The organism is Rhodococcus sp. NPDC055112, from assembly GCF_053607505.1.
In genome coordinates, this window is record NZ_JBSGTR010000019.1 from 22595 (window position 1) to 47664 (window position 25070).

Here is a 25070-nt window from a genome sequence, read left to right on the forward strand (position 1 = left end):
TTCGGGTCTGGCTGGAAATCAGGGTCGGTGGAGGGGGCGCTCTTACCCCGCCGCTGTCGTCTGCGTGGTGCGGGAATCCTCTTCCCGTTCGAGGAATCCGGTGCCGACGGCGACGCCGACGTTGTCGATCAATCGGGTGCTACCGACCTTGGCCGCGACGAGCAGCCGACCGTCCCCGCGTTCGGGCGCGGGTCCCAGGTCGACGCCGCGGACCTCGAGGTAGTCGACTTCCACCTCCGGGGTCGTCGCCAGCACCTCGCGGGCGGTGGCGAGGATCGCCTCGGCTCCACCGGCCGCCGCGTGCGCCCCCGCCACCAGCGCGGCGGAGATGGTCGCGGCCGCTGTGCGCTGGGCCTCGTCGAGGTACCGGTTCCGTGAGGACAGCGCGAGGCCGTCCTGCTCGCGCACCGTCGGGACCCCGTATACCTCGACGTCCAGGTTCAGGTCGCGGACCATCTGCCGGATCAGCGCGAGCTGCTGGTAGTCCTTCTCGCCGAAGTACGCGAGGTTGGGTCCGACGATCTGGAACAGCTTGTTCACGACGGTCAGCATCCCGGCGAAGTGCGTCGGGCGGCTGGCGCCCTCGAGCTCACTGCCCAGCGGCCCCGGGTGGATCATGGTGCGCCTGCCCGCCGGGTACATCGCGGCCGCCGAGGGCGCGAACACCAGCTCCACGCCGGCCTCGCGCAGCAGTTCGAGGTCCCGGTCCAGGGTGCGCGGGTACGCGTCGAGATCCTCGCCCGCACCGAACTGCAACGGGTTGACGAAGATGGACACCACCACCACGCTGCCGCGGAGCTTGGCCTGGCGGACGATCTCCAGGTGACCCGCGTGCAGCGCGCCCATGGTCGGAACCAACGCCACCTGGCGCCCGACGCCGCGCAGCGCCTTGGTGACCTTGGTCAGCTCGGCGGGTTCGTGGTGCACGGTCAGTTCACCGCGTGTGTAGCCGTTCACGAGCGGCCCTCCAGGATCTCGATCAGTTCGGGCTTGGACCCGGTCCGCTGAGCGGACCGAAGCGAAAGGGCGCGGTAGCCGGCCGCGATCCGGGGGTCGACGTCCTCCAGGACCCGGAGGTGGGTCGCGACAGCCGCGGCGTCGCCGCGAGCAACCGGCCCCGTCAGCGCCGCGGGACCGCGCCGCAGCGCGTTGTCCAGGGCGGCCGACAGCAGCGGGCCCAGCACCCGCTCGGCCACCCCGTTGGGCTGGTCGTCTACGAGCTGCTGGCCGAGGAGTTCGTCTCCCGCCAGCGCGACGCGAAGCGCGGCGACGGCGTCCACGACCAGGGTGACCAGGTGGTTGCTGCCGTGCGCGAGCGCCGCGTGGTACAGCGCACGGGCCTCTTCGGGGACCCGGACGGGCTCCCCGCCGATCTCGAGGACCAGGGACTGTGCGATCGCGTAGCCGATCTCGTCCGCCGCGGTGACACCGAAACACGCGGACGACAGCCGCGCGGTGTCCTCGTCGTGCCCGGTGAACGTCATGGCGGGATGGATCGCCATCGGCAGCGCGCCGAGCGCGGTCAGCGGTTCGAGCACACCGATGCCGTTGGCGCCCGAGGTGTGCACGACGAGGGTTCCGGGCTTGACGGAGCGGGTGGCGGCCAGGCCGCCGACCAGCCCGGCGAGCTCCGCGTCCGGGACCGCCAGCAGCAACAGCTCGCAGCGCGAGGCCACCTCGGCGGCGGGCAGGATCTCGGTCTCGGGAAGCCTGGTCTCGGCCCGGCGGATCGACGCGTCGGACACAGCGGAACAGGCGACGACGATGTGGCCGACGCGCTCGAGCGCGGCACCGATCGCCGTTCCCACGCGTCCCGCCGAGACGATTCCGATGGTCAATCGTGCGGGCGCGGGGTCTTGAGTGATCTCGGAGGAGGTCACCGTTGTCCTCTCGTTCGTTCCAGTCCCGCAGGGCGGGTACCAGACGTTCACAGCGAGGATAGCCGCCGCGCCGGGACGGCCGCCATGGCGGAACAGAGTGATCTAGGGCACGCCCGAGGAAGGGTTCGGCTCAGTCGCGGCGACGGCGGCCGGACCTCTGCCCGTCCGTCTCGGGCTCCGCGCTCTTCATGTTCGCCATGATCTCGGCGACCGAGAGCCCCGTCGAGTGCGCGCCCGCAGGAACGGCAGGCTCCCCCTCGGCCTCGGCCTCGGCTGTGGGCTCCGGCTCGGCCGCGCGCCGCCGCGCCCTGCGGGACGAGACCTCGTCCGTGGGCGTGGTCCCTGGCGTCGGCACCGGCTCTGGCACCGGGACGGGCTCGGGTTCGGGCAGCGGGACGGGCTCGGGTTCGGGCAGCGGTGCGGGTTCCGGGGTGGGCGGCACCGGCTCGGGAACCGGGATCGGAGGCACCGGCTCGGGCGGCGGCTGCGTCGCGGCGGGCTGCGCGGCCGGGCGCGACGGGGCTGGGCGCGGCGGGGGCACCTGCCTAGGGATCGGGGATGCCGCTGCCGAAGCGGCGGGCTCCGGCTCGGTCTCGCCGACGACCATGACCTCGGCGGTGACCGGGTCGTCATCCGGTGTGGCGAACGTCGGCCGCGCGCCTGGGGCGGCCGAGTACGCGGGGTCTGGCGTGAACGTCTTCGGCCGCGCCGGGCTCGCCAGCTCGGGAATCCGGGTGGCGTCGGCCTGCAGAGCGACCCGGTCGACGGGCAGCCTGCCCTCGAACAGCACCTCGAGGCTGCCGCGCAGCGCCGCCAACTCCGCCCGCAGGGCCGCGATCTCGGAGACATCGAGGTTCGCCTCGTCGCGGACCTTGGCCTCGACGCCCATCTCGTACTCACGCCTTGCGGTGATCTCACGCTCGAGCTGCAACTCGTACACGGTCTGCAGATCGCGCACCTTCGCCTTGTCGGCGGCCGATTCGCGGCGGTACTTGGTCATCGCGATGGCCGCGATGACCGCCGCCCACAGGGCGACGACCAGGCCGACACGCAGCAACTGGACGCTGTTGCTGAAGATCATGAACAGGCTCGCGATCACCGCCAGCGCCACCAGCGCGGCGACGAACATCTGGCTCGTGCTGCGCTTGTACCGCCGAAGCGAGCCCGCGCGACCAGAAACCGTCATGCAGCCGAGGATAGCCGTCCGCACCGACCGTCCGCCGTCACAACGGGCCGAGCCCGTGTCCGGTCGGAGCGGAATCGGAGGAATCCGGGAGGCCTCTCCTGAGCCGAGACCATCCGGCGATGCGCGGCCGAACGGTACCGTAGCCATAGAGGACCACGAGACGAGAGGGACGGTGTGATGCCGCCCGACGCAAGGGCCAAAGTCATCGGGAACCTACCCATAGAACCGACGAGTTTCGTCGGGCGTCGCCCCGAACTCGCCGAGGCGAAGCGGCTGCTCTCCACTGCCCGTTTGGTGACGCTGACCGGGATCGGCGGCGTCGGGAAGACCCGACTCGCGCTGCGAGTGGCGGAGGACTCACGCCGCGCGTTCGAGGACGGTGTGTGGCTCGTCGAGTTCGGTGAGCTGCAGGACCCGAAGCTGGTGCCCGACACCGTCGCCACCGCGTTGGGCCTCCGCGAACATCCGGCGCACCCGCCGCTGGTCCTGCTGACCGAATACCTGGCCACCCGCAATGTGCTTCTGGTGCTGGACAACTGCGAGCACCTGATCGACGCGGTCGCGAAGCTCGCGGACTCTCTGCTCCGGTCCTGCCCCGACCTGCGCATCCTCGCGACCAGCCGGGAACCGCTCGTCATCGGCGGCGAGGCCGTGCAGCGGGTGCCCGCGCTGACGGTCCCGGACCGGGGTCCCACTCCAGAACTGCAGAACGCGCCGCGATACGAGGCGGTGGCCCTGTTCGCCGAGCGTGCCGCCGCGGCGAAGCCCGGCTTCGAGCTCACCGAGGACAACCTGGCGCAGATCGTGCAGATCTGTCGGCGGCTGGACGGCTTGCCCCTGCCGATCGAATTGGCGGCAAGGCGGATGCGGTCCATCCCCGCCGAGGAGATCCTGGAACGCCTCAACGACCTGTACATGACCGTCAGCAGGCAAGGCTCGCCGAGCCGGCAACAGTCTCTGCGGATGAGCATCGACTGGAGCCACGAGCTGTGCACCCGGGCCGAGCAGGTGCTGTGGCGCAGGCTCGCGGTGTTCACGGGCAGTTTCGGGCTGGATGCGGCCGAAGGCGTCTGTACGGGCGGCCTGATCGATCCGCCCGACCTGCTCGACGTGGTGTCCTCGCTGGTGGACAAGTCGATCCTGATCCGCGAGGAGGCCGGTGCCGCGGTGCGGTACCGGATGCTCGAGACCCTCCGCGAGTACGGGCGCGAGAAGCTACACGAGGCGCACGAATTCAAGGCGCTGCTCCGGCGGAACCGGGACTGGTACGAGGGGCTGATGCTGGGAGCACGCTCCGAGTGGATCGGCCCCCGGCAGCCGGAACTGATGGTCCGAATCGCCAGGGAGCAACCGAATCTGCGCGAGGCCATGCAGTTCAGCGCGAAGGAACCCGGCGAGGCGGACCACGCGATGCGGATCGCCATCGCGATGTTCCCGTTCTGGCTCTCCCGCGGCCTGCTCAGCGAGGGCCGCTACTGGCTCGACCGCGCGCTCGACCTGCCTGGAGAGGTCCCGACCACCCACCGGATCAAGGCGCTGTGCGCCAACTGCCTGCTCACCGGCAACCAGGGCGACATCGCGGCCGCGACGGCACAGGCGGAGGAGGCGCTCCGCCTCGCCGACGATCTCGGTGACCCGGCGATCCGCGGGGTCGTGATGCATGCCGCCGGCTACCTGGCCGCCTTCGCCGGCGATGTCCCCCGCGCGGTGGCCTGCCTGGAGGAGGCCCTCGAGGTATTCCGGACGCAAGGCAATCCCATCCGGCAGATCTCGACCCTGCTCGGGCTCGCCGTGGCATACGGGCTGCTCGACGACGCCGCTCGGGCCATCGAGTACCAGGAACAGGCCCTCGCGATCAGCGGGGCCAGCGGCGAATTCGTCTACCGCGCCTACGCGGTCTGCGCCCTCGGGCTGGCGTTGTGGAAGACCGATCCGCAGCGGGCGGATGAGCTGCTCGAGAAGGGCCTGCAGCTCGCCCGGCAGACCGACGACATGCTCGCGACCGCGATGTGCGTCGAGGCGAAGGCCTGGATCGCCATCGCCACGGACCGGGCCCGCCGCGCCGCGCTGCTGCTGGGCGCGGCGCGGACCATGTGGCAGCGGGTGGGCAGCCCGGGAGCCGTCGTGCCGAAGTTGGAGTCGTACCACGAGGAGTGTGAGCTGCGGACCCGAAGGGCACTGGGTGAGCAGGCGTTCGAGTCGGCTTTTCGGGACGGCGCCCGCTGGACCGCGCAGGAGACGATCGCATTCGCGCTCGGGGAGGACCTCGGCGAGGAGAGTCCGGAACCGAGGGGCGCCGCGACGGCCCTGACACCACGCGAACTGCAGGTCGCCGATCTGGTCGCGCAGGGCCTGACCAACAAGGCCATCGCCGCCAAGCTGGTGATCGCGCAGCGGACCGCGCAGGGACACGTCGAGCATGTGCTGGCGAAGCTGGGCTTCAACTCCCGCACGCAGATCGCCGCATGGGTCGTCGAGCGCCAATCGCGGTGAGCCGCCGCTAGAGCGCGGGCTCGTCCGGCGGTTCGTCCGGGGCCTTGCAGCAGTGCTCGAGCCAGAGCGCCGCGGCGACGAGCGCCAGGCCCGCGACAAGACCGACGACGGTGCCTGCGGTGTCGTCGGAGGCCGCCTGAACCGTCGAACGCTGCGGCAGCAGATACAGGAGCAATCCGAGCCAGACACCTGAGGTGGCGGCCCCCACCAGAGCCGATGCCTTGGCCAGCGCCACCGCCCGCGCCGCGGTGATGGGATGGAGCTGGCGCGGGCCCTGCCCGAGCTGATGCCCGCTGACCCGCGACCGGATCATGAAGGCGACGCCCACCTCGATGGCGGCGACCGGATAGAGCGAGGCGCCCGCGAACAGCGGGATCGGCGGCAGCGATCCGTAGAAGGCGCGAACAAGGAGCCAGGTCGCGATGGCCGCGAAGGCCGCCAGCCCGAGCAGGTCCCGGATCCGGGTCGTCGACATCACCGGCACACCACCGTCACGGCCGCACCAACCGGAGCTCGGTCCGCCGCACCCCGTCGCGCTCGGTGACGTCGAGGTCGCCGAGCAGTTCGCAGGCCGGCACCCTCGCACCGCGCACGGTCAGCGTGGCATCGGGGTCGATCTCCAGCCACGGGACGAGCACGAACGCCCGCTCGTGGGCCCGCGGATGGGGCAACGTCAATTCCGGGTCGGCACTGACGACGCCGTCGCAGTCGACCACGTCCACGTCCAGGCTGCGCGGGCCCCAGCGCTGTTCGCGCACCCGGTCCGCGGCGGCCTCCAGCTCCTGCCCGAGCCGCAGCCAGCCGCGGCAGTCCAGCCCGGGATCGTCGACGATCAGCGTCGCGTTCAGGAAATCCTGTTGCTCGACGCCGCCCCATGGTGCCGTCGCGTACACCCCCGACGCCGCGACCAGGCGATCCCCGAGCGCGTCGACGACGGACCGCAGGTTCTCGAGCGGGTCGCCGAGATTCGACCCGATGGACAGCACCGCGCGACTCATCCGCGCAGGCCCTTGCGGGAGCGGCGCGCCACGACGGCGACGTCGACGAAGGTCAGCGGGATCGGGGCCGACGGCTTGTGGACCGTCACCTCCACCGCGTTCACCCGCTCGTCGGTCAGCACCGCGTCGGCGATCTCCCCGGCGACCGTCTCGATGAGATCGCGCGAGGGGCCCGCCACGATCGCGGCAGCCGTCTCGGCGAGCTCCCCGTAGTGCATCGTGTCGGCGAGATCGTCCGAGGCCGCGGCGGGCGCCAGGTCCATCCACACCGTGATGTCGACGACGAAGTCCTGGCCGTCCCGCTTCTCGTGCTCGAAGACGCCGTGATTGCCGCGAACCCGCAACCCGCGCAACTCGATTCGATCAGCCATCGTGCTTCTCCTCAGCCGCGCTCCACGCGTTCACCACCGCGATCGCGTCGAGGGATCCCCGCGCGTCGTGTACCCGCACGCCCCAGGCGCCGCCGCGCGCGGCGAGGGCCGAGAGGACGGCCGTCGCGACCTCGCGCCCGTCGGGAGCGCGGTCGCCGTGTTCATCCGCGAGCAGGCTGCCGAGGAAGCGCTTGCGGGAGGCCCCGATCAGCACCGGGAAACCCAGCGCGTTGAGCCGCGGCAGGGCACCGAGCAGCGCCCAGTTGTGTTCGGCGGTCTTCGCGAACCCCAGCCCGGGATCGAGGATCAGCCGGCTCGGATCGACGCCCGCCCGAATCGCGAGGTCGACCTGGGTGAGCAGCTCTTCGCCTACCTCCGCCACCACGTCGTCGTAGTGTTCCACCCCGCCTGCGTGCACGTATTCGCCCGCGGAGCGCCAGTGCATGAGGATCCACGGCAGGCCCGCGTCCGCCATCACCGCGGCCATGGCCGGATCGGCGCGGCCACCGGAGACGTCGTTGACGATCGTGGCCCCCGCCTCGATCGCGGCCGCGGCCACGGAGGCGCGCATGGTGTCGACGCTGACCGTGATCTTCTCGGCGGCCAGTGCCGCGATCACCGGGCGGATCCGCTCGGCCTCGACCTCCGGATCCACCCGCGCCGCGCCGGGTCGGGTGGATTCGCCGCCCACGTCCACGATGTCCACGCCCAGCCGGCTCAGCTCGAGGCCGTGCTCGATCGCCGCGTCTCTGTCCAGGTAACGGCCGCCGTCCGAGAACGAGTCGCTGGTGACGTTGAGGACGCCCATCACCACGCAGCGGCCCGGCATCGGCACCGTCACTTGCGGAGGATCAGGTCCAGAGCCTCGGAACGCGAGGCGGCACTGGACTGCAGCAGACCGCGCACGGCGGAGGTGGTGGTGCTGGCTCCCGGCTTCCTGATGCCGCGCATCGCCATGCACAGGTGCTCGGCCTCGACCACGACGATGACCCCGCGGGGATCGAGCTTGCGCACCATCGCGTCGGCGATCTGACTGGTCAACCGCTCCTGCACCTGCGGGCGCTTCGCGTACAGGTCGACCAGTCGCGCGAGCTTCGAGAGCCCGGTGACCCGGCCGGTGGAGCCCGGGATGTAGCCGACATGCGCGACGCCGTGGAACGACACCAGGTGATGCTCGCAGGTCGAGTACATCGGGATGTCTCGGACCAGCACCAGCTCCTGGTGGCCCTCGTCGAAGGTGGTGTTGAGCACCGAATCCGGATCCGTGTAGAGGCCGGCGAAGACCTCCCGGTACGCCCTGGCCACCCGGGCCGGGGTGTCGAGCAGACCCGGCCGATCAGGGTTCTCGCCGACCGCGATCAGCAGCTCACGAATCGCGGCCTCGGCGCGCGGCTGGTCGAAGACCCGACCGGTCTCGACGCACTCGAGCGGCGCCGCGGGAGCACGCTCAGGGGACTCCGCTGCGTCGCGTTCCTGTGACGTCGATGCGTCACGGGAATTCGCTCCACCGAGTTGATTGACCGACACCCGACCGAACCTCCACTCTCGCCGACCGTTACCCACCGATCACGCCGGTACGACGCGATCAGTGGGTAAGCCTAGTTACCGCCGGACTACTGCTGGCCGTTCGGCCCTTCCCAGCGCTCGGTTGCAGGACCACCCTCGTCCTCGGGCTTCTGCGGCTGCGGCGGGCTCCACTGCGGATACCCGCCGTACGGGTTCTGCGGGTTCTGGGTGTGCTGCGGCTGCTGCTGGTGCTCGCCCGCGTCCCTCGGCGGCCAACCGGGCGCCGACCAACCGGCAGGCGCGCCGTAGTCCGGCATCGTCCCGTGCTGAGGCTGCTGCTGCCGCGGATCCGGGTACGGCTGGTATCCACCGCCATTCGGAGCAGGCATCGGGTAGCCGTTCTGCGGACCAGGGACCGGTGCCGACGGCGGAACCGTCTCACGGGGCTGGCTGAAGGTCGGCTGCCGCACCGAATCGTCGGGCAACGGCTCGCCGCGCTCGATCGCCAGCTCACGCGGCGTCTTCACCGGCGGCTTGTCGGACGGCGTCCGACCACCGAAGTCGTTGAACGCGGTGATCCGGGGGCGCTTCTCCACACTCGAGAAGATCTGCTCCAGATCCTTGCGGGTGAGGGTCTCGCGCTCGAGCAGCTCGGTGGCCACCACGTCCAGCAGATCGCGATGCTCGTTGAGGATCGCCCACGCCTCGGTGTGCGCGGCCTCGATGAGGTTGCGCACCTCCTCGTCGATCTCCCTGGCGACCTCGTGCGAGTACTCGGAGCTCACCCCCATCGACCGGCCGAGGAACGGGTCGCCCTGCTCCTGCCCGTAGCGGACCGCACCCAGCTTGGCGCTCATGCCGTACTCGGTGACCATCGCGCGGGCGATCTTGGTGGCCTGGTCGATATCGGACGAGGCGCCCGTGGTCGGCTCGTGGAAGACGAGCTCCTCGGCGGCGCGGCCGCCCATCGCCATCACCAGCCGGGCGATCATCTCCGAGCGGGTCATCAGGCCCTTGTCGTCCTCGGGCACCGTCATGGCGTGTCCGCCGGTGCGACCGCGGGCCAGGATGGTGACCTTGTAGATCGGCTCGATGTCCGGCATCGCCCATGCGGCCAGCGTGTGCCCGCCCTCGTGGTACGCGGTGATCTTCTTCTCGTGCTCGCTGATGATCCGGCTCTTGCGGCGCGGGCCACCGATGACACGGTCGACCGACTCCTCGAGCGCGGCCTCCGTGATCAGAGCGCCGTTCTCGCGGGCGGTCAGGAGCGCGGCCTCGTTGATGACGTTCGCCAGGTCCGCGCCCGACATGCCAACGGTCCGCTTGGCCAGGCCCTCGAGGTCCGCGTGCTGATCGAGCGGCTTGCCCTGCGAATGCACCTTGAGGATCGCCCTGCGACCCGCCAGGTCCGGGTTGCTCACCGGGATCTGGCGGTCGAACCGGCCCGGACGCAGCAGCGCCGGGTCGAGGATGTCGGGACGGTTGGTCGCGGCGATCAGGATGATTCCGGTGCGGTCGCCGAAGCCGTCCATCTCGACCAGCAGCTGGTTGAGGGTCTGCTCGCGCTCGTCGTGTCCGCCGCCGAGGCCTGCGCCACGCTGACGGCCGACCGCGTCGATCTCGTCGACGAAGATGATGCAGGGGCTGTTCTGCTTGGCCTGCTCGAACAGGTCGCGCACCCGGGAGGCGCCGACACCGACGAACATCTCGACGAAGTCCGAGCCCGAGATGGTGAAGAACGGCACCCCGGCCTCGCCTGCCACGGCCCTCGCGAGCAGCGTCTTACCCGTTCCCGGCGGGCCGTAGAGCAGGACGCCCTTCGGGATCTTCGCGCCGAGCGCCTGATAGCGGGCCGGGTTCTGCAGGAAGTCCTTGATCTCGTACAGCTCTTCGACGGCCTCGTCGGCGCCTGCCACATCCGCGAACGTGGTCTTGGGCATGTCCTTGGTGAGCTGCTTGGCCTTCGACTTCCCGAAGCCCATCACGCCGCCACGGCCACCGCCCTGCATCCGCCCCATCACGAAGACGAACAGGCCGAGCAGGATCACCATCGGCAGCACGAACAGCAGGATCGAGGTCAGCCAGCTCTCCTGGCTCACCTTGGTGTTGTACTTCTCCAAGCCCGCCTTCTGGACTTCGGTGAAGATCTGCTCGGAGGCGGCGCTCGGGTACTTCGTGAGGATCTGCGTCGAGTCGTCGGTCGCGTCGTTGCCCTGCTTCAACGTCAGGCGGAGCTGCTGCTCGCGGTCGTCGATCTGCGCATCGGTGACGTTCTTCGCCTCGAGCTGGGCGATGGCCACCGAGGTGTCGACGTTCTTGTACCCGCGGGTGTCGTTACCGAAATAGCTGAACGCGTAAATGATCAGCAGGATGCCGGCGACAATCGCCAGGTTGCGAAACACAGTCTTGCGATTCATACAGGTTCAGCCTCTGCAGGCCAGTCCTTTCCAGTTCCGGTCGAGCACAGTGCGCCGGGTTCCGGCTGCTCACCGGAGGTTCAAGGTTACCGCGACCGCCGCGAGCAATGCCCGTTAGCGCGGGCATCGGCGCGGAGCGGCTGTCGCAGCGGCTTCTGCCAAGTAGAACGCGCGGGCACAACGGATGGTTCCGTGAGCCCCGCCACCGCGGGCCGCCGAATCCGGATGTCGATAGGCTGCGGCCATGACGCTGCCATACCCCGAGGTCCTGGCGGAGATCGAGCGGTCGCAGGCGCGACTGGAATCCTCGGTCGCCGACCTGTCGGACGCGCAGGCCAGGGGCGGCTCGCTGCTGCCCGGCTGGAGCCGAGGTCACGTCGTCACGCACCTCGCGCGCAACGCCGACGCACTGAACCGGCTCGCCGACGGCGTGTTGTCCGGGACCCAGCCCGAGATGTACCCGGGCGGACGGGAGGCGCGGGGCGCCGCCATCGAGGAGGGGGCGGACCGCCCCGTCGAGCTGCTGGATGCCGACCTGCGATTCGCCGGGCGACGCGTGATCGGATCACTGCGGAAGATCGGGCCCGACCAGCTCGACGCCCCTGTGGCGTGGCGCAAGCCCGTCACCGGTCGGGACATCCCGGTGCTGCGTTGGTGCGAGCTCGAGATCCATCACGTCGATCTCGGTACCGGATACACCGTTCAGAACTGGCCCGACGCGTTCGTCGAGGCGATACTGACGCGGGACCTGCCCGAACTCGCCGAAGCGGCGCCCGAGGTCGTGCCACCCGACCTGCCCCGGGCCGAGCTGCTGGCCTGGCTGGTCGGCAGGCCGACGCGCGCCGGGCTCCCCGAGCTGCCCGCCTGGCCCTTCTGACCTGCGGCTCTCACCGGCGCGACCCGTGTCTGTCACACAGGCGCGACCCGCGGCCAGGGCTGCAGCGCTTCGAGCTGTGCCGCCAGCGCCAGGATTCTCGACTCCCCACCGGGCGGCGCCGCGATCTGCACGCCCAACGGGGTCCCGGACTCGGGGTGCATCCCCACCGGCACGGTCGCGGCCGGCCAGCCGATCAGGTTCCAGACCGGGGTGAACGGCGCGAAACGCACGGCCGCCATGACGTTCGACGGCCAAGACCGATCGCTCCAGCCGTGCGCCCCCATCGGCGGCCTGGCCAGCGTCGGGGTGAGCACCACGTCGAAGTCCGCGAAGAACCCCCGCATCGCGGCGTCCATCTTGTCGACCTGCCGGGGCCGGACGAGCCTGCGCATGGCATGCCCGACCGCGATGTGCGTCCGGGTTCGCGCCTGCAGCAACGTGTGATCGAGACCCTCGGCATATGCGGCCGTGCCCGCCGTCCAGCGCGACACCAATGGAATCGGGTTCTTCGGGTACGGCAGTTTCGCGGCCGTGACCTGGTGCCCTGCACCGCCGAGCACCTGTGCGGTGCGCTCGGCCCCCTCCCGCCAGTGCCGGTCCACCGGCGTCATCGGCATCGGCGAGCCGGCCGCCACGGCGATGCGCAACCGCCCCGGATCGGTGAGCTCCGCCAACTCCTGGCGGTCCGCCATCACCGACAACAGCAACGCAGCGTCCTCGACCGTCGTCGTGAGCGGACCGTTCTCCGCCATGCCGAACCAGTCCTCGCCCAACTCACGGGGCACCAGGCCGCTGCCGGGTTTGATGCCCACCAGCCCGCAGGCGGCGGCCGGGATCCGGATCGAGCCGAGACAGTCCGATCCGTGTGCCACCGGCACCATCCCCGCGGCCACCGAGGCGCCTGCGCCGCCGGATGACCCACCCGCCGTCAGCTGGTGATTCCACGGGTTCTTGACGATCGAATCGTGCGAATCGGTCGACGGCCACACACACAGTTCGGACAGCCTCGTCATTGCCACCGGAACCGCGCCCGCGCGGCGCAGTCGATCGAGCACGGGATGGTTCTCGGTCGAGGCCTCCACGAGTCTGGTCGCGGATCCGTTCCCCAGCGGATGCCCGACGATCGGGATGTTGTCCTTGATCGCGATGGGCACGCCCGCCAAGGGCAACGCCGACAGGTCCGGCCGCGCGGCCAGGGCCACGGCCTCGGCGCGGGCCTGCTCGCCGCGCACGACCACGAACGAGTCCAGTTCGGGATCACGTTCGGAGATCCGGCTCAACGCACCCTCGACCGCGTCGATCGGTGACAGTCCGCGCGAGCGGACCCGCGCCGCGATGGCGGCAGCGGTGAATTCGAGTTGGGCGCCGGTGAACAGGGCGTCCACCGAAGGGTTGGACATATGCAATAACCGCCTCACCTGGTTGGTCACTCGATCCTCCTGCCGCGCGGGACCCGTCGCCAGGCACCCAGGGGATGGGTTCGACCACCCCATGGAGGGATCCGAAGACCCTGGTATGAAGCGAAAACGGTTGCTGCCGCCGGACCGGAGTGCGATCGTTGCAGGGCAAGCCCCAACCATCCACGTCGCGCGGAGGTAGGCATGGCTGATGCAATCGTGGCCGAGGGACTGGTCAAGCGGTACGGCAAGGTCGTGGGCCTCGACGGACTCGACCTCGCGGTGCCCGAGGCCACCGTCCTCGCGCTGCTCGGTCCCAACGGTGCGGGTAAGACGACGGCGGTGCGTGTGTTCACGACGCTGCTCGAACCCGATGCCGGGCACGCCACCGTCGACGGACTGGACGTGGTCGCCGACGCCAAGGAGCTGCGCTCCCGGATCGGGGCGTCCGGCCAGTACGCGGCGGTGGACGAGTACCTGACCGGCTTCGAGAACCTGGAGATGGTCGGGCGGCTGTACCACCTCGGCACCAAGTTCAGCAGGGACCGGGCACGCGAGCTCCTCGAGCAGTTCGACCTCGTCGAGGCCGCCGACCGCCCGGTCAGGGGGTATTCCGGCGGCATGCGCCGCCGGCTCGACCTGGCAGGGGCGCTGGTCGCGAACCCGCCGGTGCTGTTCCTCGATGAGCCGACGACCGGGCTCGACCCCAGGGCGCGGCTCGGCCTCTGGGACGTCATCGAGGAACTCGTCTCGGGCGGCACCACGCTGCTGCTCACCAGCCAGTACATGGACGAGGCGGACCGCCTGGCCGACTCCATCGCCGTGGTCGACCGCGGCAGGGTGATCGCGAGAGGCACCTCGGACGAGCTCAAGGACCAGGTCGGTGGGGAACGGATCGAACTCGCCCTCGACCCGGGAGCCAGCCTCGACGACGCGCGGGCAGCACTCATCCCGCTGGCCGATGGCGAGATCCAGGTGGACCAGCACGCGCGCCGGATCACCGTTCCTGTCGCCGACGGCTCCAGCGCCCTCGTCGCCGCCCTCGGTGGACTGGCGGGGCGGAACGTGACGGTCACCGACGTCGCCTTGCGCAGACCCACCCTCGACGACGTGTTCCTCGCGCTGACCGGCCACCAGGCCGACAACGCCGGGAACGACACCGATGGGAGCGCCGCCGACGGTGCAGGCCCGGTCGACGGGGCCGAACGTGTCGGCGCCCACCGAAAGGAGCGTGCATCGTGAACGGTCTGGAGATGGCGGTCCGCGACGGGGCGACGATCGCCAAGCGAAACGTCATCAAGATCAGGCGGGTGCCGGACCTGCTGATCTTCACGACGCTGTCACCGATCATGTTCGTGCTGCTGTTCGCGTACGTCTTCGGAAGCTCCATCGAGGTGCCGGGGATGTCGTACAAGGAGTTCCTGATCGCGGGCATCTTCACGCAGTCGGTCATCTTCGGCGCCACCTGGACCGGGCTCGGGCTCGCCGAGGACATCCAGAAGGGGTTCATCGACCGGTTCCGGTCGCTGCCGATGGCCCAGTCCGCGGTGCTCGTCGGGCGCACCACCAGCGACGTGCTGATCAACGTCGTGAGCCTGATCGTGATGTCACTGGCCGGGCTCGCGGTCGGCTGGCGGATCCACACCTCCCCGCTCGAGGCCGCGGCCGCGTACGTGTTGCTGCTGCTGTTCGCCTACGCCCTGTCATGGGTGATGGCCGTGGTGGGGCTGTGGATCCGCACGCCGGAGGTGTACAGCAACGCCAGCTTCATGGTGATCTTCCCGCTGTCGTTCATCGCGAACACCTTCGTCCCCACCACGAATCTGCCAACGGTGCTCCGGGTCATCGCCGAGTGGAACCCCGTCTCGGCTGTGACACAGGCGGTCAGGGAACTGTTCGGCAACACCAATCCCGCGCTCGTCGTACCGGACGTGTGGCCGCTGCAGAACCCCGTGGTGGCCTCGCTCGCCTGGATCGTCGGGATTCTCGTGGTGTTCGTGCCGCTGGCGATCCATCGCTACAAGAAAGCGGTCAGTCGCTGATGGATCGGACCGGGCAGTCGATGCCCGAGGGGACAGTCATGGGGGATCCGACACGCAGAGGGCACGTTCGGACCCTGTCGCCCGAACGGATGGACGACGAGCGCGCCTCGCCGACCGGATCGATCGACGACATCGTCGTCGGCCAGCGCATCGACGACTTCGACCTGCTCATGGGGCTCGGCCGCGGGGCATTCGCCCGGGTCTTCCTCGCCCGCCAACGTTCCATGCACCGACTGGTCGCGGTGAAGATCTCGCAGGACCACGGCACCGAGCCACAGACGATGGCCCAGCTCGACCACGACTACATAGTCCGGGTCTTCGACCAGCGGTACCTCGAGCGATTCGGGGTGAAACTGCTCTACATGCAGTACGTCCCCGGCGGCACCCTGCTCGCCGTGTTGCGCCGGATCCGAGAGAGCCCGCGGGAGCCACACAGTGGCCAGATGCTGCTGGATGCGATCGACGAGGAACTGGCGGCCAGGGGCGAGATCCGGCCCACCGACTCCAGCGTGCGGGCCGAGATCGCCGCCCTGTCCTGGCCGGAGACGGTCGCCTGGATGGGCAGGCGTCTCGCCTTGGCGCTCGACCACGCGAGTAGTCACGGGGTGATCCACCGCGACATCAAGCCCGCGAACGTGCTGCTCACCGCCGAGGGCGTCCCCAAGCTCACCGACTTCAACATCAGCTTCAGTACCCACATCGGCGGCGTCAGCCCCGCTGCGTACTTCGGCGGCTCGCTGGCCTACATGTCGCCGGAGCAACTGGCTGCCCGGCATCCACAAGAGATCGGGAGCGCCGCCGACCTCGACACCCGCAGCGACATCTTCGCGCTCGGCGTACTGCTGTGGGAACTGCTGACCGGCAGGCGCCCGTTCCGCGACGCGATCGACGCCGACGAGTCGGACACCTCGCTCAGCACCATGCTGGACCTACGCAGCCGTCGGATCGACCCCGACGTGGTGGCCGCACTGCCACCCGACTGCCCGGCCACGTTGCGCCGCGTGCTGTTGACCTGCCTCGCACCCGAGCCTTGCGACCGGTGGCAATCCGGCGCGGATCTGGCGCAGCAGTTCGAGCTGTGCCTGGATCCACAGGCCCGTGATCTGGTCGATCCGCCGCCGGGTAGCTGGCGGCTGCGACTGCGGCCGTGGTCGGTGCCGATCATCTTCATCGGGCTCGTGTTCCCGAACTTGCTCGCGGGTCTCTACAACTACGTCCACAACCGCACGCTGATCGTCAGCAAGCTGTCCCCCGCCGCTGTCCAGCAATTCGGACTGTTCCAGCTGCTCATCACCGCGATCGTCTTCCCGGCAATGGTGGTATTGCTGGCCTACATGTGGCGTCGTCCGATCGCGGTGACCCGGGCACTGTCACGCGGGCACACCTTCGACCAGGCGACCCTCGCCAAGGCACGCACCGACACCCTGCTGCTCGGTTCCCGCATGGTGGACATCTGCTTCGGCGCGTGGTGGGTCTCGACCGTCGTGAACCTGTTCGCGATGCAGGTCGCCACCGGGGTCCCGCGTGGATCGTACGTCCACTTCCTCGCCTCGACGGTGGTGTGCGGCGCCATCGCGATGGCGTACCCGTTCTTCCTGGTCACCTTCTACATGGTGCGCTGCCTGTACCCGGTGCTGCTGCCGCCCGGCATCATCAGCGGGGACGACACCCGGCGGCTGCGGGGGCTGGAGCGGCTCAGTACCCGCTACCTGGCTCTCGCCGCCTCCGTCCCGTTGCTCGGCATCGCAGGGGCGACGTTCCTGCCCGCCGCCGATCTGGAGGCGATCGTCGTGCCGATCCGGGTGCTCTGTCTCGGCGCGATCGTCGCGTTCATCGCGGCCTACTGGATGTTCCGGCAGCTCGAGCAGGACCTGCACGCACTCGAGCGAGTGGTGTCGGGCGAACCCGGTCCCGCAATCACCCTCGGCGGTCCCACCCGAGCGGCGCTATCCTGACGAGGGGCTTCCCTCACGACATCGAGCGTTACAGGCGCACGAGACAGTCCGAGGTTTTCGTGACGAAACGGACCATTCGACCAGCACCGGACCCTACGGTCACGGCGCAATCATCGCCGGACTCGACGGTCACGGCGCAATCATCGCTGGACTCGACTGTCGTGGCGCAGTCGCCGGTCGCCCGTTTCACGGCCAAGTGGGAGATGACCGGCACTCCCCCGAATCTCGCGGACTACCTCCCCGAGCGCGCGGAGGATCGGCGCGAGTCGTTGATCGAAATGATCAGGGTCGACCTGCGGTACCGATGGCTGGAATACGAGAAGCCCAAGCGCCTGGCCGCGTACCGCGAGGAGTTCCCCGAACTGAAGTCCGCGCCGTTGCCGCCCGAGCTGATCGACGAGGAGTTCCGCCTGCGGCGCCAGAGCGGGCTCACCGTGGAGGCCAGCGACTACTCGCGGGACTTTCCTGAGGAGTCCCAGGTGATCGAGCAATCGCCGATTCCCGGCGACGAGAAGTCCACCCTGATCGCGAAGCCCGCCGCGGAGACGGCGCTCGACGACATCGACGTAGGCCAGCGGGTGGACGACTTCGACCTGCTGATGGGTCTGGGGCGGGGCGCGTTCGCCCGGGTCTTCCTCGCCCGCCAGCTCTCGATGCAGCGCCTGGTCGCGGTGAAGATGTCCCACGATCACGGCACCGAACCGCAGACACTGGCCCAACTGGACCACGACTACATCGTCCGGGTGTTCGACCAGCGGGTGCTCGACGAACACAAGCTGAAACTGCTCTACATGCAGTACGTCCCCGGGGGCACCCTGCTCGGGGTGCTGCGGCGGGTCCAGGCGACACCACCGGAGGACCGCAGCGGACAGCTGCTGTTGGACGTGATCGACGATTCGCTCGAGGCCAAGGGCGAGATCCGGCCTGCCGACTCCAGCGTCCGGCCCGAGATCGCCTCCCTGAGCTGGCCGGAGACCGTCGCGTGGCTGGGCCGGCGACTGGCGGAGGCACTGGACTACGCGGGCAAACACGGCGTGCTGCACCGCGACATCAAACCGGCGAACGTGCTGCTCACCGCCGACGGGGTGCCGAAGCTCGCCGACTTCAACATCAGCTTCAGCGACACCGTGGCGGGCGCGAGCCCCGTCGCCTATTTCGGCGGATCCCTGGCCTACATGTCGCCCGAACAGCTCGAGGCCTGCCATCCGGGCCTGCCGGGCACGGCGAGCGACCTCGACACCCGCAGCGACATCTTCGGGCTCGGGGTGATGCTGTGGGAGTTGCTCACCGGCACGCGCCCCTTCGACGACTCCGCGGCGGGCGGCCAGTCGGAGAAGTCGCTGGAACGGATGCTGGCGATCCGCGAGCGCGGCGTCGACCCGCAGGCACAGGCCACACTGCCGCCGGACTGCCCGGCCGCACTGAAGCGAGTGCTGCTGACCTGCCTCGCACCGGACCCGAGCGGCCGGTGGTCGACGGGCGCGGAGCTGGCCCAGCAGTTCGAACTGTGCCTCGACCCGCGTGCCCGCGACCTCGTCGACCCCGATCCGCGGAGCTGGCGGATGCGGCTGCGGCGGTTCGTGGTTCCGATCACCGTGGTGGCGATGCTGGTGCCGAACGTGCTGGCAGGCGTCTACAACTACCACCACAACAAATCGCTGATCATCAGCAACCTGGCGCTGGAAGCACAGCAGAAGTTCGAGCAGATCCAATCCGCGATCAACATGATCGCGTACCCGATCGGCATCCTGGTCGTGGTGTACCTGAGCCGCTATCCGATGCGGATGCCGCGCGGGCTGCGCAAGGGCCGGACATATGACAAGCAGACCCTGGCGAAGGCCCGAAGCGACACCCTGTTGCTGGCCGACCGGGCGGTGCTCGTCATCTTCAGTATGTGGGCCGTGGCAGGCATCGCGTACCCGATCACGCTGCGGGTCGTCGCCGGCGAGATCCCCACGAGCACCTACGTACATTTCATGGGCTCGCTGATCGTGTGCGGGGCGATCGCGGTCGCGTACCCGTTCTTCCTGGTGACGTTCTACCTGATGCGGTGCATCTATCCGATGATGCTGCCGCTGGGGATCACCAGCAGCGACGACGCCCGCAAACTGCGCGGGCTGAGCAGGCGCAGCGTCCGCTACCTGGCGCTGGCCGCCTCGGTGCCGCTGGTCGGGGTGGCCGGGGTGACCTTCCTGTCCCCCGACGAGATCACCTCCGTGATCGTTGCCGTCCGCGTGCTGTGTGTCGGGGCCATCGCCGCCTTCATCGTCGTGTACTGGCTGTTCCGGCTGCTGGAGAAGGATCTGCGCGCGCTGGAGCGGGTCGTCTCGCACGAACCGGCGACCCGGTCCGCCTGACCGGCGCGGCCGTGCGGTCGTCGCCGAGATCCCCGCGGGCGCGCGTCTTCACCGTTGGCTGACACTGCGCCCGTCAGACCGGCGCCGTGCGCTCCCACGGCCGCAGGCGTTCCAGCTGTGCCGCCACCGACAGGATCAGCGCCTCCCCACCGGGCGGGGCGGCGATCTGCACACCAAGCGGGGTGCCCGACTCCGGATGGATCCCCACCGGCACGCTCGCCGCGGGCCAGCCGACCAGGTTCCACAGCGACGGGAACGGGGCATAGCGGATGTTGGCCGCGAGGTTGGACAGCCAGGACTTCTCGCTCCAGCGCAGCGCCTCGATCGGGGACCTGGCCAGCGTCGGGGTGATGACCACGTCGGAGTCGGCGAAGACCCGGCGCAATGCGGCGTCCACCTTCCGCACCTGCGCGGGGTCGACGAAACGGATCAGCACGCGTCCGACGGCGGCGTGCCTGCGGGTCCGCGGCTGCAACAACGCCGGATCGAGTTCGGCCGCGTCGGTCGCGGCTCCCCCCATCCAGCGCGCCAAGATCACCAGCGGGTTCTTCGGATAGGGCAGCCGAGCCGTCGTCAGGTGGTGGCCCGCCCCGCCCAGCACCGCGGCCGCGCTCTCCGCGCCCGCCCGCCAGTACGGATCGACCCGCACCAGCGGCAGCGGCGAACCGGTTGCCACCGCGATCCGCAGCGGACCGGGCTCGGCGACGGTCGCCAACTCCGGGCGGTCCGCCATCACCGACAGCATCAGCGCGGCGTCCTCGACCGTCGTCGCCAGCGGGCCGTTCTCGGCCATCCCGAACCAGGAGTCGACCCCCAGTTCGGCGGGCACCACACCGAGTCCGGGCTTGATACCGACCAGACCGCAGCCTGCGGCGGGGATCCGGATCGAGCCCATCCCATCCGCCCCGTGCGCCGCGGGAACCATCCCGGCCGCGACCGCGGCCGCCGAACCACCGGAGGAACCGCCTGTCGTCCGGCCGGGGTTCCACGGGTTCCTGGTGACCGTGTCCGGGGTGTCGGTGGTCCCCCACAGGCACAGCTCCGGCACCGCGGTGAGTCCGACCACGACCGCCCCGGCCGCACGCAGGCGCGCGACCACCGGATGATCCGCGGGTGAGGGCTCGCGTGAACTCGCCCTCGAACCGTTGCCAAGGGGATGTCCCGCCACAGGAACGTTGTCTTTGACCGCGATCGGGACACCGGCCAGCGGCAGCGCGGCCAGGTCGGAGCGCTCTCCGACCGCGTCGGCCTCGGCCAGTGCCTGCTCGGCGCGGACCGTGACGAACGCACCCAGCCCCTGATCCCGCTCGGCGATCCGGGCCAGGGCCGACTGAACGGCGTCGCGGGGAGTCAGCGCGCCGGAGCGCACCTGCGCGGCAATGGCAGCGGCGGTCAGATCCGTGGACATCCCACGAGTATGGCCTGTCAGCCGCCGTAGACCGTGGGTTCGAGCGTTCCGATGTACGGCAGGTCGCGGTACCGCTCGGCGTAGTCGAGACCGTAGCCGACGACGAACTCGTCGGGGATGTCGAAGCCGACGTTCGCGACCTCCACGTCCACCTTGATGGCGTCCGGCTTGCGGAGCAGGGTGACGACCTCGAGCGAGGCGGGATTGCGGGTGCGCAGGTTGCGCATCAGCCAGGAGAGCGTGAGACCGGAGTCGATGATGTCCTCGACGATCAGCACGTGCCTGCCTGCGATGTCCTTGTCCAGGTCCTTGAGGATCCGGACGACACCCGACGAGGAGGTCGACGAGCCGTAGGAGCTCACGGCCATGAACTCCATCTGGGTCGGGATCGGCAGTGCCCTGGCCAGATCGGTCATGAAGAAGACCGCGCCCTTGAGGACGCCGACCAGCAGCAGGTCGCCCTCGGGTGCGCCGACCGGATAGCGCTCGGCGATGATCCCGGCCAATTCGGCGATCTTGTCCTGGATCTGTTCCTCGGAAATCAACACCGATGCGATGTCGCCTTCGTACACGGCGCGAATCCCTTCATTTCGACTGACCTGGTCATGGACGGAACTGTTCATTCACCGGTCCGGGCCGATCGCTGTCAGCCCGAGCGTTAGCCTGCCATGCCGCCGCGACAGCACCAACCTGGCTCCTGGGCGACCCCCGCCGATCGCGACGCCGCCCTGCCCGCGCCACCGGCCGATCAGGTCGTCGGCGGCCCGCAGCTGCCGGTCGGTCAGGTCCCTCGCACCGTTCCCGAGCAGCCACAGTCGCAGCGCCCTGCGCCGCACAGCAGGGTGGATGTCGACCAGTTCGGCCACGTCCAGCCCTCCCCCGGTCTCCGCGTCGGCGAGCGACCGGACCGCGATCGCGTCGAGCACCTCGCCGTCCTCGCGCAGCTGGTCTGCGGTGCGGGCCAGCGCCTGCGCGACACCGCCGCCGAGGATCTGTTCGAGCAGCGGCAGCGCCTCCGAGCGCAACCGCACCCGAGTGAACTCGGGACTGAGGTTGTGCGGATCCCGGTACGGGTCGAGCTCGAGCTCCTCGCAGGCCTTGGCCGTGACGCCGCGGCGCACCGTGAGCAACGGCCGGCCCCAGGGCGCGTCGAAGTCGCGCATCCCCGCGAGCGAGCGCGGTCCCGAGCCACGGGCCAGCCCGAGCAGGACCGTCTCCGCCTGATCGTCGAGGGTGTGCCCGAGCAGGACCGGCCGGTCTGCCCGCGCGGTGCCGAGCGCCTCGTACCTGGCGCGGCGGGCGGCGGCCTCCAGCCCGCCGTCGCGGTCGACACTCACCGTCAGCACCCGCGCCGAGGCGCAGCCGAGTGCCAGGGCGCGGGCGGCGGCCTGCTCTGCCACCGCGGCCGAGCCCTCCTGCAGCCGGTGGTCGACCACGAGGGCGTGCGCGGGCCCGGCCTCTGCGACCGCGGCGGCGGTCAGCGCCAGCGAGTCGGCTCCACCGGACAGGGCCACCGCGACACCCGTGCCGGTGCCGTGCGCGGCGACCCAGCGCCGGACGGCGTGCCGCACCTCCAGCAACGCCGGTCCCTCGGGCAACGGCGGTCGGCTCATGCGAGGACCCGGGCGATCCAGCTCTCGGGGTCGTCGATCTCGGCGAGCAGCGGCAGCGTGTCGGGTCCGGTCCAGATCGCGTTGAACTCGGCCATCCCGACCCGGCCGACGACGGCGTCGACGAAGGCCTTGCCCCGCACGTACTGGGCCATCTTGGCGTCCATCCCGAGCAGCGCGCGGACCAGCCGTTGCAGCGGGTTCACCTGCCGGGCGCGGCGGCGGTCGAATGCACGCCGGATCGCGACCACCGACGGGACGACCGCGGGCCCGACGGCATCCATCACGTGGTCCGCGTGCCCCTCCAGCAGCGTGCCGAGCATCAGCAACCGGTCGAGGGCCGCCCGCTGCGACTCCGTCTGGGTGGCGCGCAGCAGCCCGAGCACCCCGCGGTCCTCGGGCGCGGCATCGTCGCCCCGGCGCTGGCGGAGCACCGTGGTGAGCCTGCCGAGCAAATCGGCGACGGACTCGTCGCCGCCCTCCCCGATCGACCCGACGTTGTCCCGCATGTAATCGGCCAGCCAGGGCGAGGAGGAGAACTGGACCCGATGGGTGACCTCGTGCAGGCACACCCACATCCGGAAGTCGCTCGGCACCACCTTCAACGCCCGTTCGACGCTGACCACGTTGGGCGCCACCAGCAGCAGCGTGCCGTGCTCGCCGGTGAAGGGGTCGTACTGGCCGAGGATCGCCGAGGACAGGAACGCGAGCATCGCGCCCGCCTGCAAACCGGCGGGCACGCCGCCGAGCAGGCCGCGGTCGGTGACCGAGTCGTCCCCGGTGAGGTTGGCCATCGATCGGGCCGCGGCGCGGACCCAGCCGGCCCGGTCCACGACCTGCGCCTCCGGGACGGGCAGGCCGTCGGCCAGGCCGGTGACGTCCCGGACCGGGCCCTCCGCACGGATGGAGGCAGCGGACAGCTCCGCGACCGCCGCCTCCGCGGAGTATCTCGTGGTGCTCGGGCCCGGCTTGGTCAGCCGCACCCCGGTTCGGGAAGCCAGGTCCCAGTCGACGACGCCGGCGAATCCGCCGGATCGTGGAGAGTTCGCCGCCTCGCGGCTCACAGGCACCCGCAGGATCGCAGGGCAGACGCGATGGCGTCGAGAGCGGGGCGACTGACCTCCGGCGGCCGGTCATTGGACATCAGCGCGAAGGTCAGCACCCGGTTGTCGACGTCGGTGACGTAGCCGACGAGCGCGCTCGCATTGGACAGCGTCCCGGTCTTGGCCCTGACCCACCCGGCGCCGCGGCGATCGCCCGAGGCGTAGCGGTCGGACAGCGTCCCGGTGGCCCCCGCCACCGGCAGGTAGTCCAGCATCGGCCGCAGTCGCGGGTCGGCGTCGCCCGCGGCGTCGGTGAGCGCCTGGTCCAGCAGCCGCGCCGGGATGCGGTTGTCCACGGACATCCCGCTGGCGTCGTGCAGGGTCATCCCGGTGGTGTCGAAGCCCGCCGAGTCGAGGGTCCGGCCGATCGCGGTGACCGCGCCCGCGAACGAGGGCTCGGTCCCGACCGCGATGGCGATCTCCCGGGCGATGCCCTCGGCGAGCACGTTGTCGGAGTGGCCCATCATCTGACCGAGCCTGTCACGCAGGGGGGCGGATTCGACGGAGGCCAGCGGCGCCGCGCCTGGCGGTGCGGTCCCGGGGATGACCTTGGCGGGGTCGACGCCGAGCGCGGCGGCCAGCGCGCGGCCCGTGTCCAGGGCTGGGGTGGCGCTGCGGGGCGACTCGTCCTCGAGCGGGTTGAGCCGCCCGCCGTCGAGCATCAGCGACTCGATGGGAGCGATGTAGCCGGCTCCGATGTCCGCGGGGAACCAGCCCTGCGCCAGGGTCGGCCCGGCGTACGCGCTCGTGTCCACCACGATGCTGTCGACAGGTGCCCCGGCGCCCCGGATCTGGGCGGCCAGATCCTCCACGCGGGGCGCGCCAGGGAAGAAGCCGGGGTTACCCGCCTGCTGCGCGGTGAGGGTGGGATCGCCGCCGCCGATCAAGACGATCTGGCCGGGCACTGCGCCCTGCACCACCCGCGTGGCCACCCGATGCTCGGGGGGCAGCGCGAGCAACGCCGCCGTCGCGGTGGCGATCTTGGTCGTCGACGCCGGGAGCATCGGAACCTCGGGACGCTGACTCCAGAGCACGGTGCCGGTCGCCGCATCGGACACGGCGCCTGTGAAGTTGCCGAGACCGGGGTCGGCCAGCGCCGCTCCGAGAGCGGCGGAGAGGGCGGCGGGATTCGGCACCGGGGCGTCCGTCGGAACCGGCGCGACCTTGGGGTCGGGCAGGATCGGCGGCGGCTCCGGCATGGTGGTGGTCGCCGCGTCGGCGGATGCGTCGCCGTCGAATCGCTGGCCTGCGAATACCGCCGCGCCCGCACCGACGACGAGGACCAGCCCCGCGGACAGCAGGAGCCGGACCCGCTTGCGCCGTCGCGCCGCCAAGGACCCGAGCTTCCGGTCCTTGGATCCGAGCTTTGCCAACACCCCTCCGTTTGTTTTCCGGCACGTCGCTGCGCCGCAGGTCCGTCTATTTCCTCCACATTATCCCGGACCGGCTACCCTGACCCCGCACCATCCA

At 70.3% G+C, this 25070-nt stretch carries 21 protein-coding genes; 6 read left to right on the forward strand and 15 right to left on the reverse strand.

The features are described from left to right. Positions 1–42: 42 nt before the first annotated feature. From panC to ACWFRB_RS11690, 3 genes are all read right to left on the reverse strand, one after another. The gene (panC, locus tag ACWFRB_RS11680) at positions 43–957 is read right to left on the reverse strand and encodes a pantoate--beta-alanine ligase (RefSeq protein ID WP_136910876.1); all 915 of its coding nucleotides are present in this window, start codon (positions 955–957) and stop codon (positions 43–45) included. Continuing rightward, complete coding sequence (locus ACWFRB_RS11685) at positions 954–1880, reverse strand: Rossmann-like and DUF2520 domain-containing protein (protein WP_452641127.1); 927 nt, start codon at positions 1878–1880, stop codon at positions 954–956. The genes panC and ACWFRB_RS11685 overlap by 4 nt, the downstream gene beginning before the upstream one ends. Before the next feature lie 130 nt (positions 1881–2010). Continuing rightward, the gene (locus ACWFRB_RS11690) at positions 2011–3066 is read right to left on the reverse strand and encodes a DUF6779 domain-containing protein (protein WP_452641129.1); all 1056 of its coding nucleotides are present in this window, start codon (positions 3064–3066) and stop codon (positions 2011–2013) included. Positions 3067–3243: 177 nt separating this feature from the next. Between ACWFRB_RS11690 and ACWFRB_RS11695 the strand changes: the two genes are divergently transcribed. Then, a complete protein-coding gene (locus ACWFRB_RS11695) occupies positions 3244–5559 on the forward strand; it encodes an ATP-binding protein (protein WP_452641131.1) in 2316 nt (771 codons plus the stop codon). A 7-nt stretch (positions 5560–5566) separates the two neighbouring features. Here the strand turns inward: ACWFRB_RS11695 and ACWFRB_RS11700 are convergent, their stop codons facing one another. The 6 genes from ACWFRB_RS11700 to ftsH form a co-directional block, all read right to left on the reverse strand. Then, positions 5567–6034, reverse strand: a complete 468-nt coding sequence (locus ACWFRB_RS11700; RefSeq protein ID WP_452641133.1) for a DUF3180 domain-containing protein — start codon at positions 6032–6034, stop codon at positions 5567–5569. Positions 6035–6050: 16 nt separating this feature from the next. Continuing rightward, positions 6051–6557: a 2-amino-4-hydroxy-6-hydroxymethyldihydropteridine diphosphokinase gene (gene folK, locus ACWFRB_RS11705; RefSeq protein WP_452641134.1), complete on the reverse strand. Its 507-nt coding sequence runs from the start codon at positions 6555–6557 to the stop codon at positions 6051–6053. Then, positions 6554–6928, reverse strand: a complete 375-nt coding sequence (gene folB, locus ACWFRB_RS11710) for a dihydroneopterin aldolase (protein ID WP_452641136.1) — start codon at positions 6926–6928, stop codon at positions 6554–6556. The genes folK and folB overlap by 4 nt, the downstream gene beginning before the upstream one ends. Beyond that, a complete protein-coding gene (gene folP, locus ACWFRB_RS11715; protein WP_452641203.1) occupies positions 6921–7757 on the reverse strand; it encodes a dihydropteroate synthase in 837 nt (278 codons plus the stop codon). Before folP ends, folB begins: the two co-directional genes overlap by 8 nt. Positions 7758–7765: 8 nt before the next feature. After that, the gene (folE, locus tag ACWFRB_RS11720; RefSeq protein ID WP_452641137.1) at positions 7766–8455 is read right to left on the reverse strand and encodes a GTP cyclohydrolase I FolE; all 690 of its coding nucleotides are present in this window, start codon (positions 8453–8455) and stop codon (positions 7766–7768) included. 86 nt (positions 8456–8541) lie between these two features. Then, the gene (gene ftsH / locus ACWFRB_RS11725; protein ID WP_452641139.1) at positions 8542–10851 is read right to left on the reverse strand and encodes an ATP-dependent zinc metalloprotease FtsH; all 2310 of its coding nucleotides are present in this window, start codon (positions 10849–10851) and stop codon (positions 8542–8544) included. Positions 10852–11095: 244 nt separating this feature from the next. Between ftsH and ACWFRB_RS11730 the strand changes: the two genes are divergently transcribed. Next, positions 11096–11728: a maleylpyruvate isomerase family mycothiol-dependent enzyme gene (locus ACWFRB_RS11730; protein ID WP_452641141.1), complete on the forward strand. Its 633-nt coding sequence runs from the start codon at positions 11096–11098 to the stop codon at positions 11726–11728. Positions 11729–11760: 32 nt separating this feature from the next. Here ACWFRB_RS11730 and ACWFRB_RS11735 read toward each other — a convergent pair whose 3' ends face one another. Further along, complete coding sequence (locus ACWFRB_RS11735; RefSeq protein WP_452641143.1) at positions 11761–13128, reverse strand: amidase; 1368 nt, start codon at positions 13126–13128, stop codon at positions 11761–11763. A gap of 201 nt (positions 13129–13329) precedes the next feature. Here ACWFRB_RS11735 and ACWFRB_RS11740 point away from each other — a divergent pair, with 201 nt between their 5' ends. The 4 genes from ACWFRB_RS11740 to ACWFRB_RS11755 all read left to right on the forward strand — a co-directional run bounded on the left by ACWFRB_RS11740 (position 13330) and on the right by ACWFRB_RS11755 (position 19479). After that, a complete protein-coding gene (locus tag ACWFRB_RS11740; RefSeq protein WP_452641145.1) occupies positions 13330–14367 on the forward strand; it encodes an ATP-binding cassette domain-containing protein in 1038 nt (345 codons plus the stop codon). 11 nt (positions 14368–14378) lie between these two features. Continuing rightward, positions 14379–15167 (forward strand): ABC transporter permease, encoded by a 789-nt coding sequence (locus ACWFRB_RS11745; protein WP_452641204.1) that lies wholly within the window; start codon positions 14379–14381, stop codon positions 15165–15167. A 38-nt stretch (positions 15168–15205) separates the two neighbouring features. Beyond that, positions 15206–17122: a protein kinase domain-containing protein gene (locus ACWFRB_RS11750; RefSeq protein WP_452641147.1), complete on the forward strand. Its 1917-nt coding sequence runs from the start codon at positions 15206–15208 to the stop codon at positions 17120–17122. 203 nt (positions 17123–17325) lie between these two features. Next, entirely contained in the window at positions 17326–19479 is a 2154-nt protein-coding gene (locus ACWFRB_RS11755) for a serine/threonine-protein kinase (RefSeq protein WP_452641205.1), read from the forward strand. Positions 19480–19552: 73 nt separating this feature from the next. On the opposite strand, the gene ACWFRB_RS11760 is transcribed toward ACWFRB_RS11755, so the two are convergent. The 5 genes from ACWFRB_RS11760 to dacB are packed head-to-tail and all read right to left on the reverse strand — an operon-like array spanning position 19553 to position 24976. Then, positions 19553–20887 carry an amidase gene (locus ACWFRB_RS11760; RefSeq protein WP_452641149.1) on the reverse strand — a complete coding sequence of 445 codons (1335 nt, stop codon included), beginning with the start codon at positions 20885–20887 and terminating at the stop codon, positions 19553–19555. A gap of 17 nt (positions 20888–20904) precedes the next feature. Next, positions 20905–21459 carry a hypoxanthine phosphoribosyltransferase gene (gene hpt, locus ACWFRB_RS11765; protein ID WP_097212903.1) on the reverse strand — a complete coding sequence of 185 codons (555 nt, stop codon included), beginning with the start codon at positions 21457–21459 and terminating at the stop codon, positions 20905–20907. Positions 21460–21510: 51 nt separating this feature from the next. Further along, positions 21511–22500 carry a tRNA lysidine(34) synthetase TilS gene (gene tilS, locus ACWFRB_RS11770; protein ID WP_452641152.1) on the reverse strand — a complete coding sequence of 330 codons (990 nt, stop codon included), beginning with the start codon at positions 22498–22500 and terminating at the stop codon, positions 21511–21513. Further along, the gene (locus ACWFRB_RS11775; RefSeq protein WP_452641206.1) at positions 22497–23573 is read right to left on the reverse strand and encodes a zinc-dependent metalloprotease; all 1077 of its coding nucleotides are present in this window, start codon (positions 23571–23573) and stop codon (positions 22497–22499) included. Before ACWFRB_RS11775 ends, tilS begins: the two co-directional genes overlap by 4 nt. After that, positions 23558–24976 (reverse strand): D-alanyl-D-alanine carboxypeptidase/D-alanyl-D-alanine endopeptidase, encoded by a 1419-nt coding sequence (dacB, locus tag ACWFRB_RS11780; RefSeq protein WP_452641154.1) that lies wholly within the window; start codon positions 24974–24976, stop codon positions 23558–23560. The genes ACWFRB_RS11775 and dacB overlap by 16 nt, the downstream gene beginning before the upstream one ends. Positions 24977–25070 lie beyond the last annotated feature (94 nt).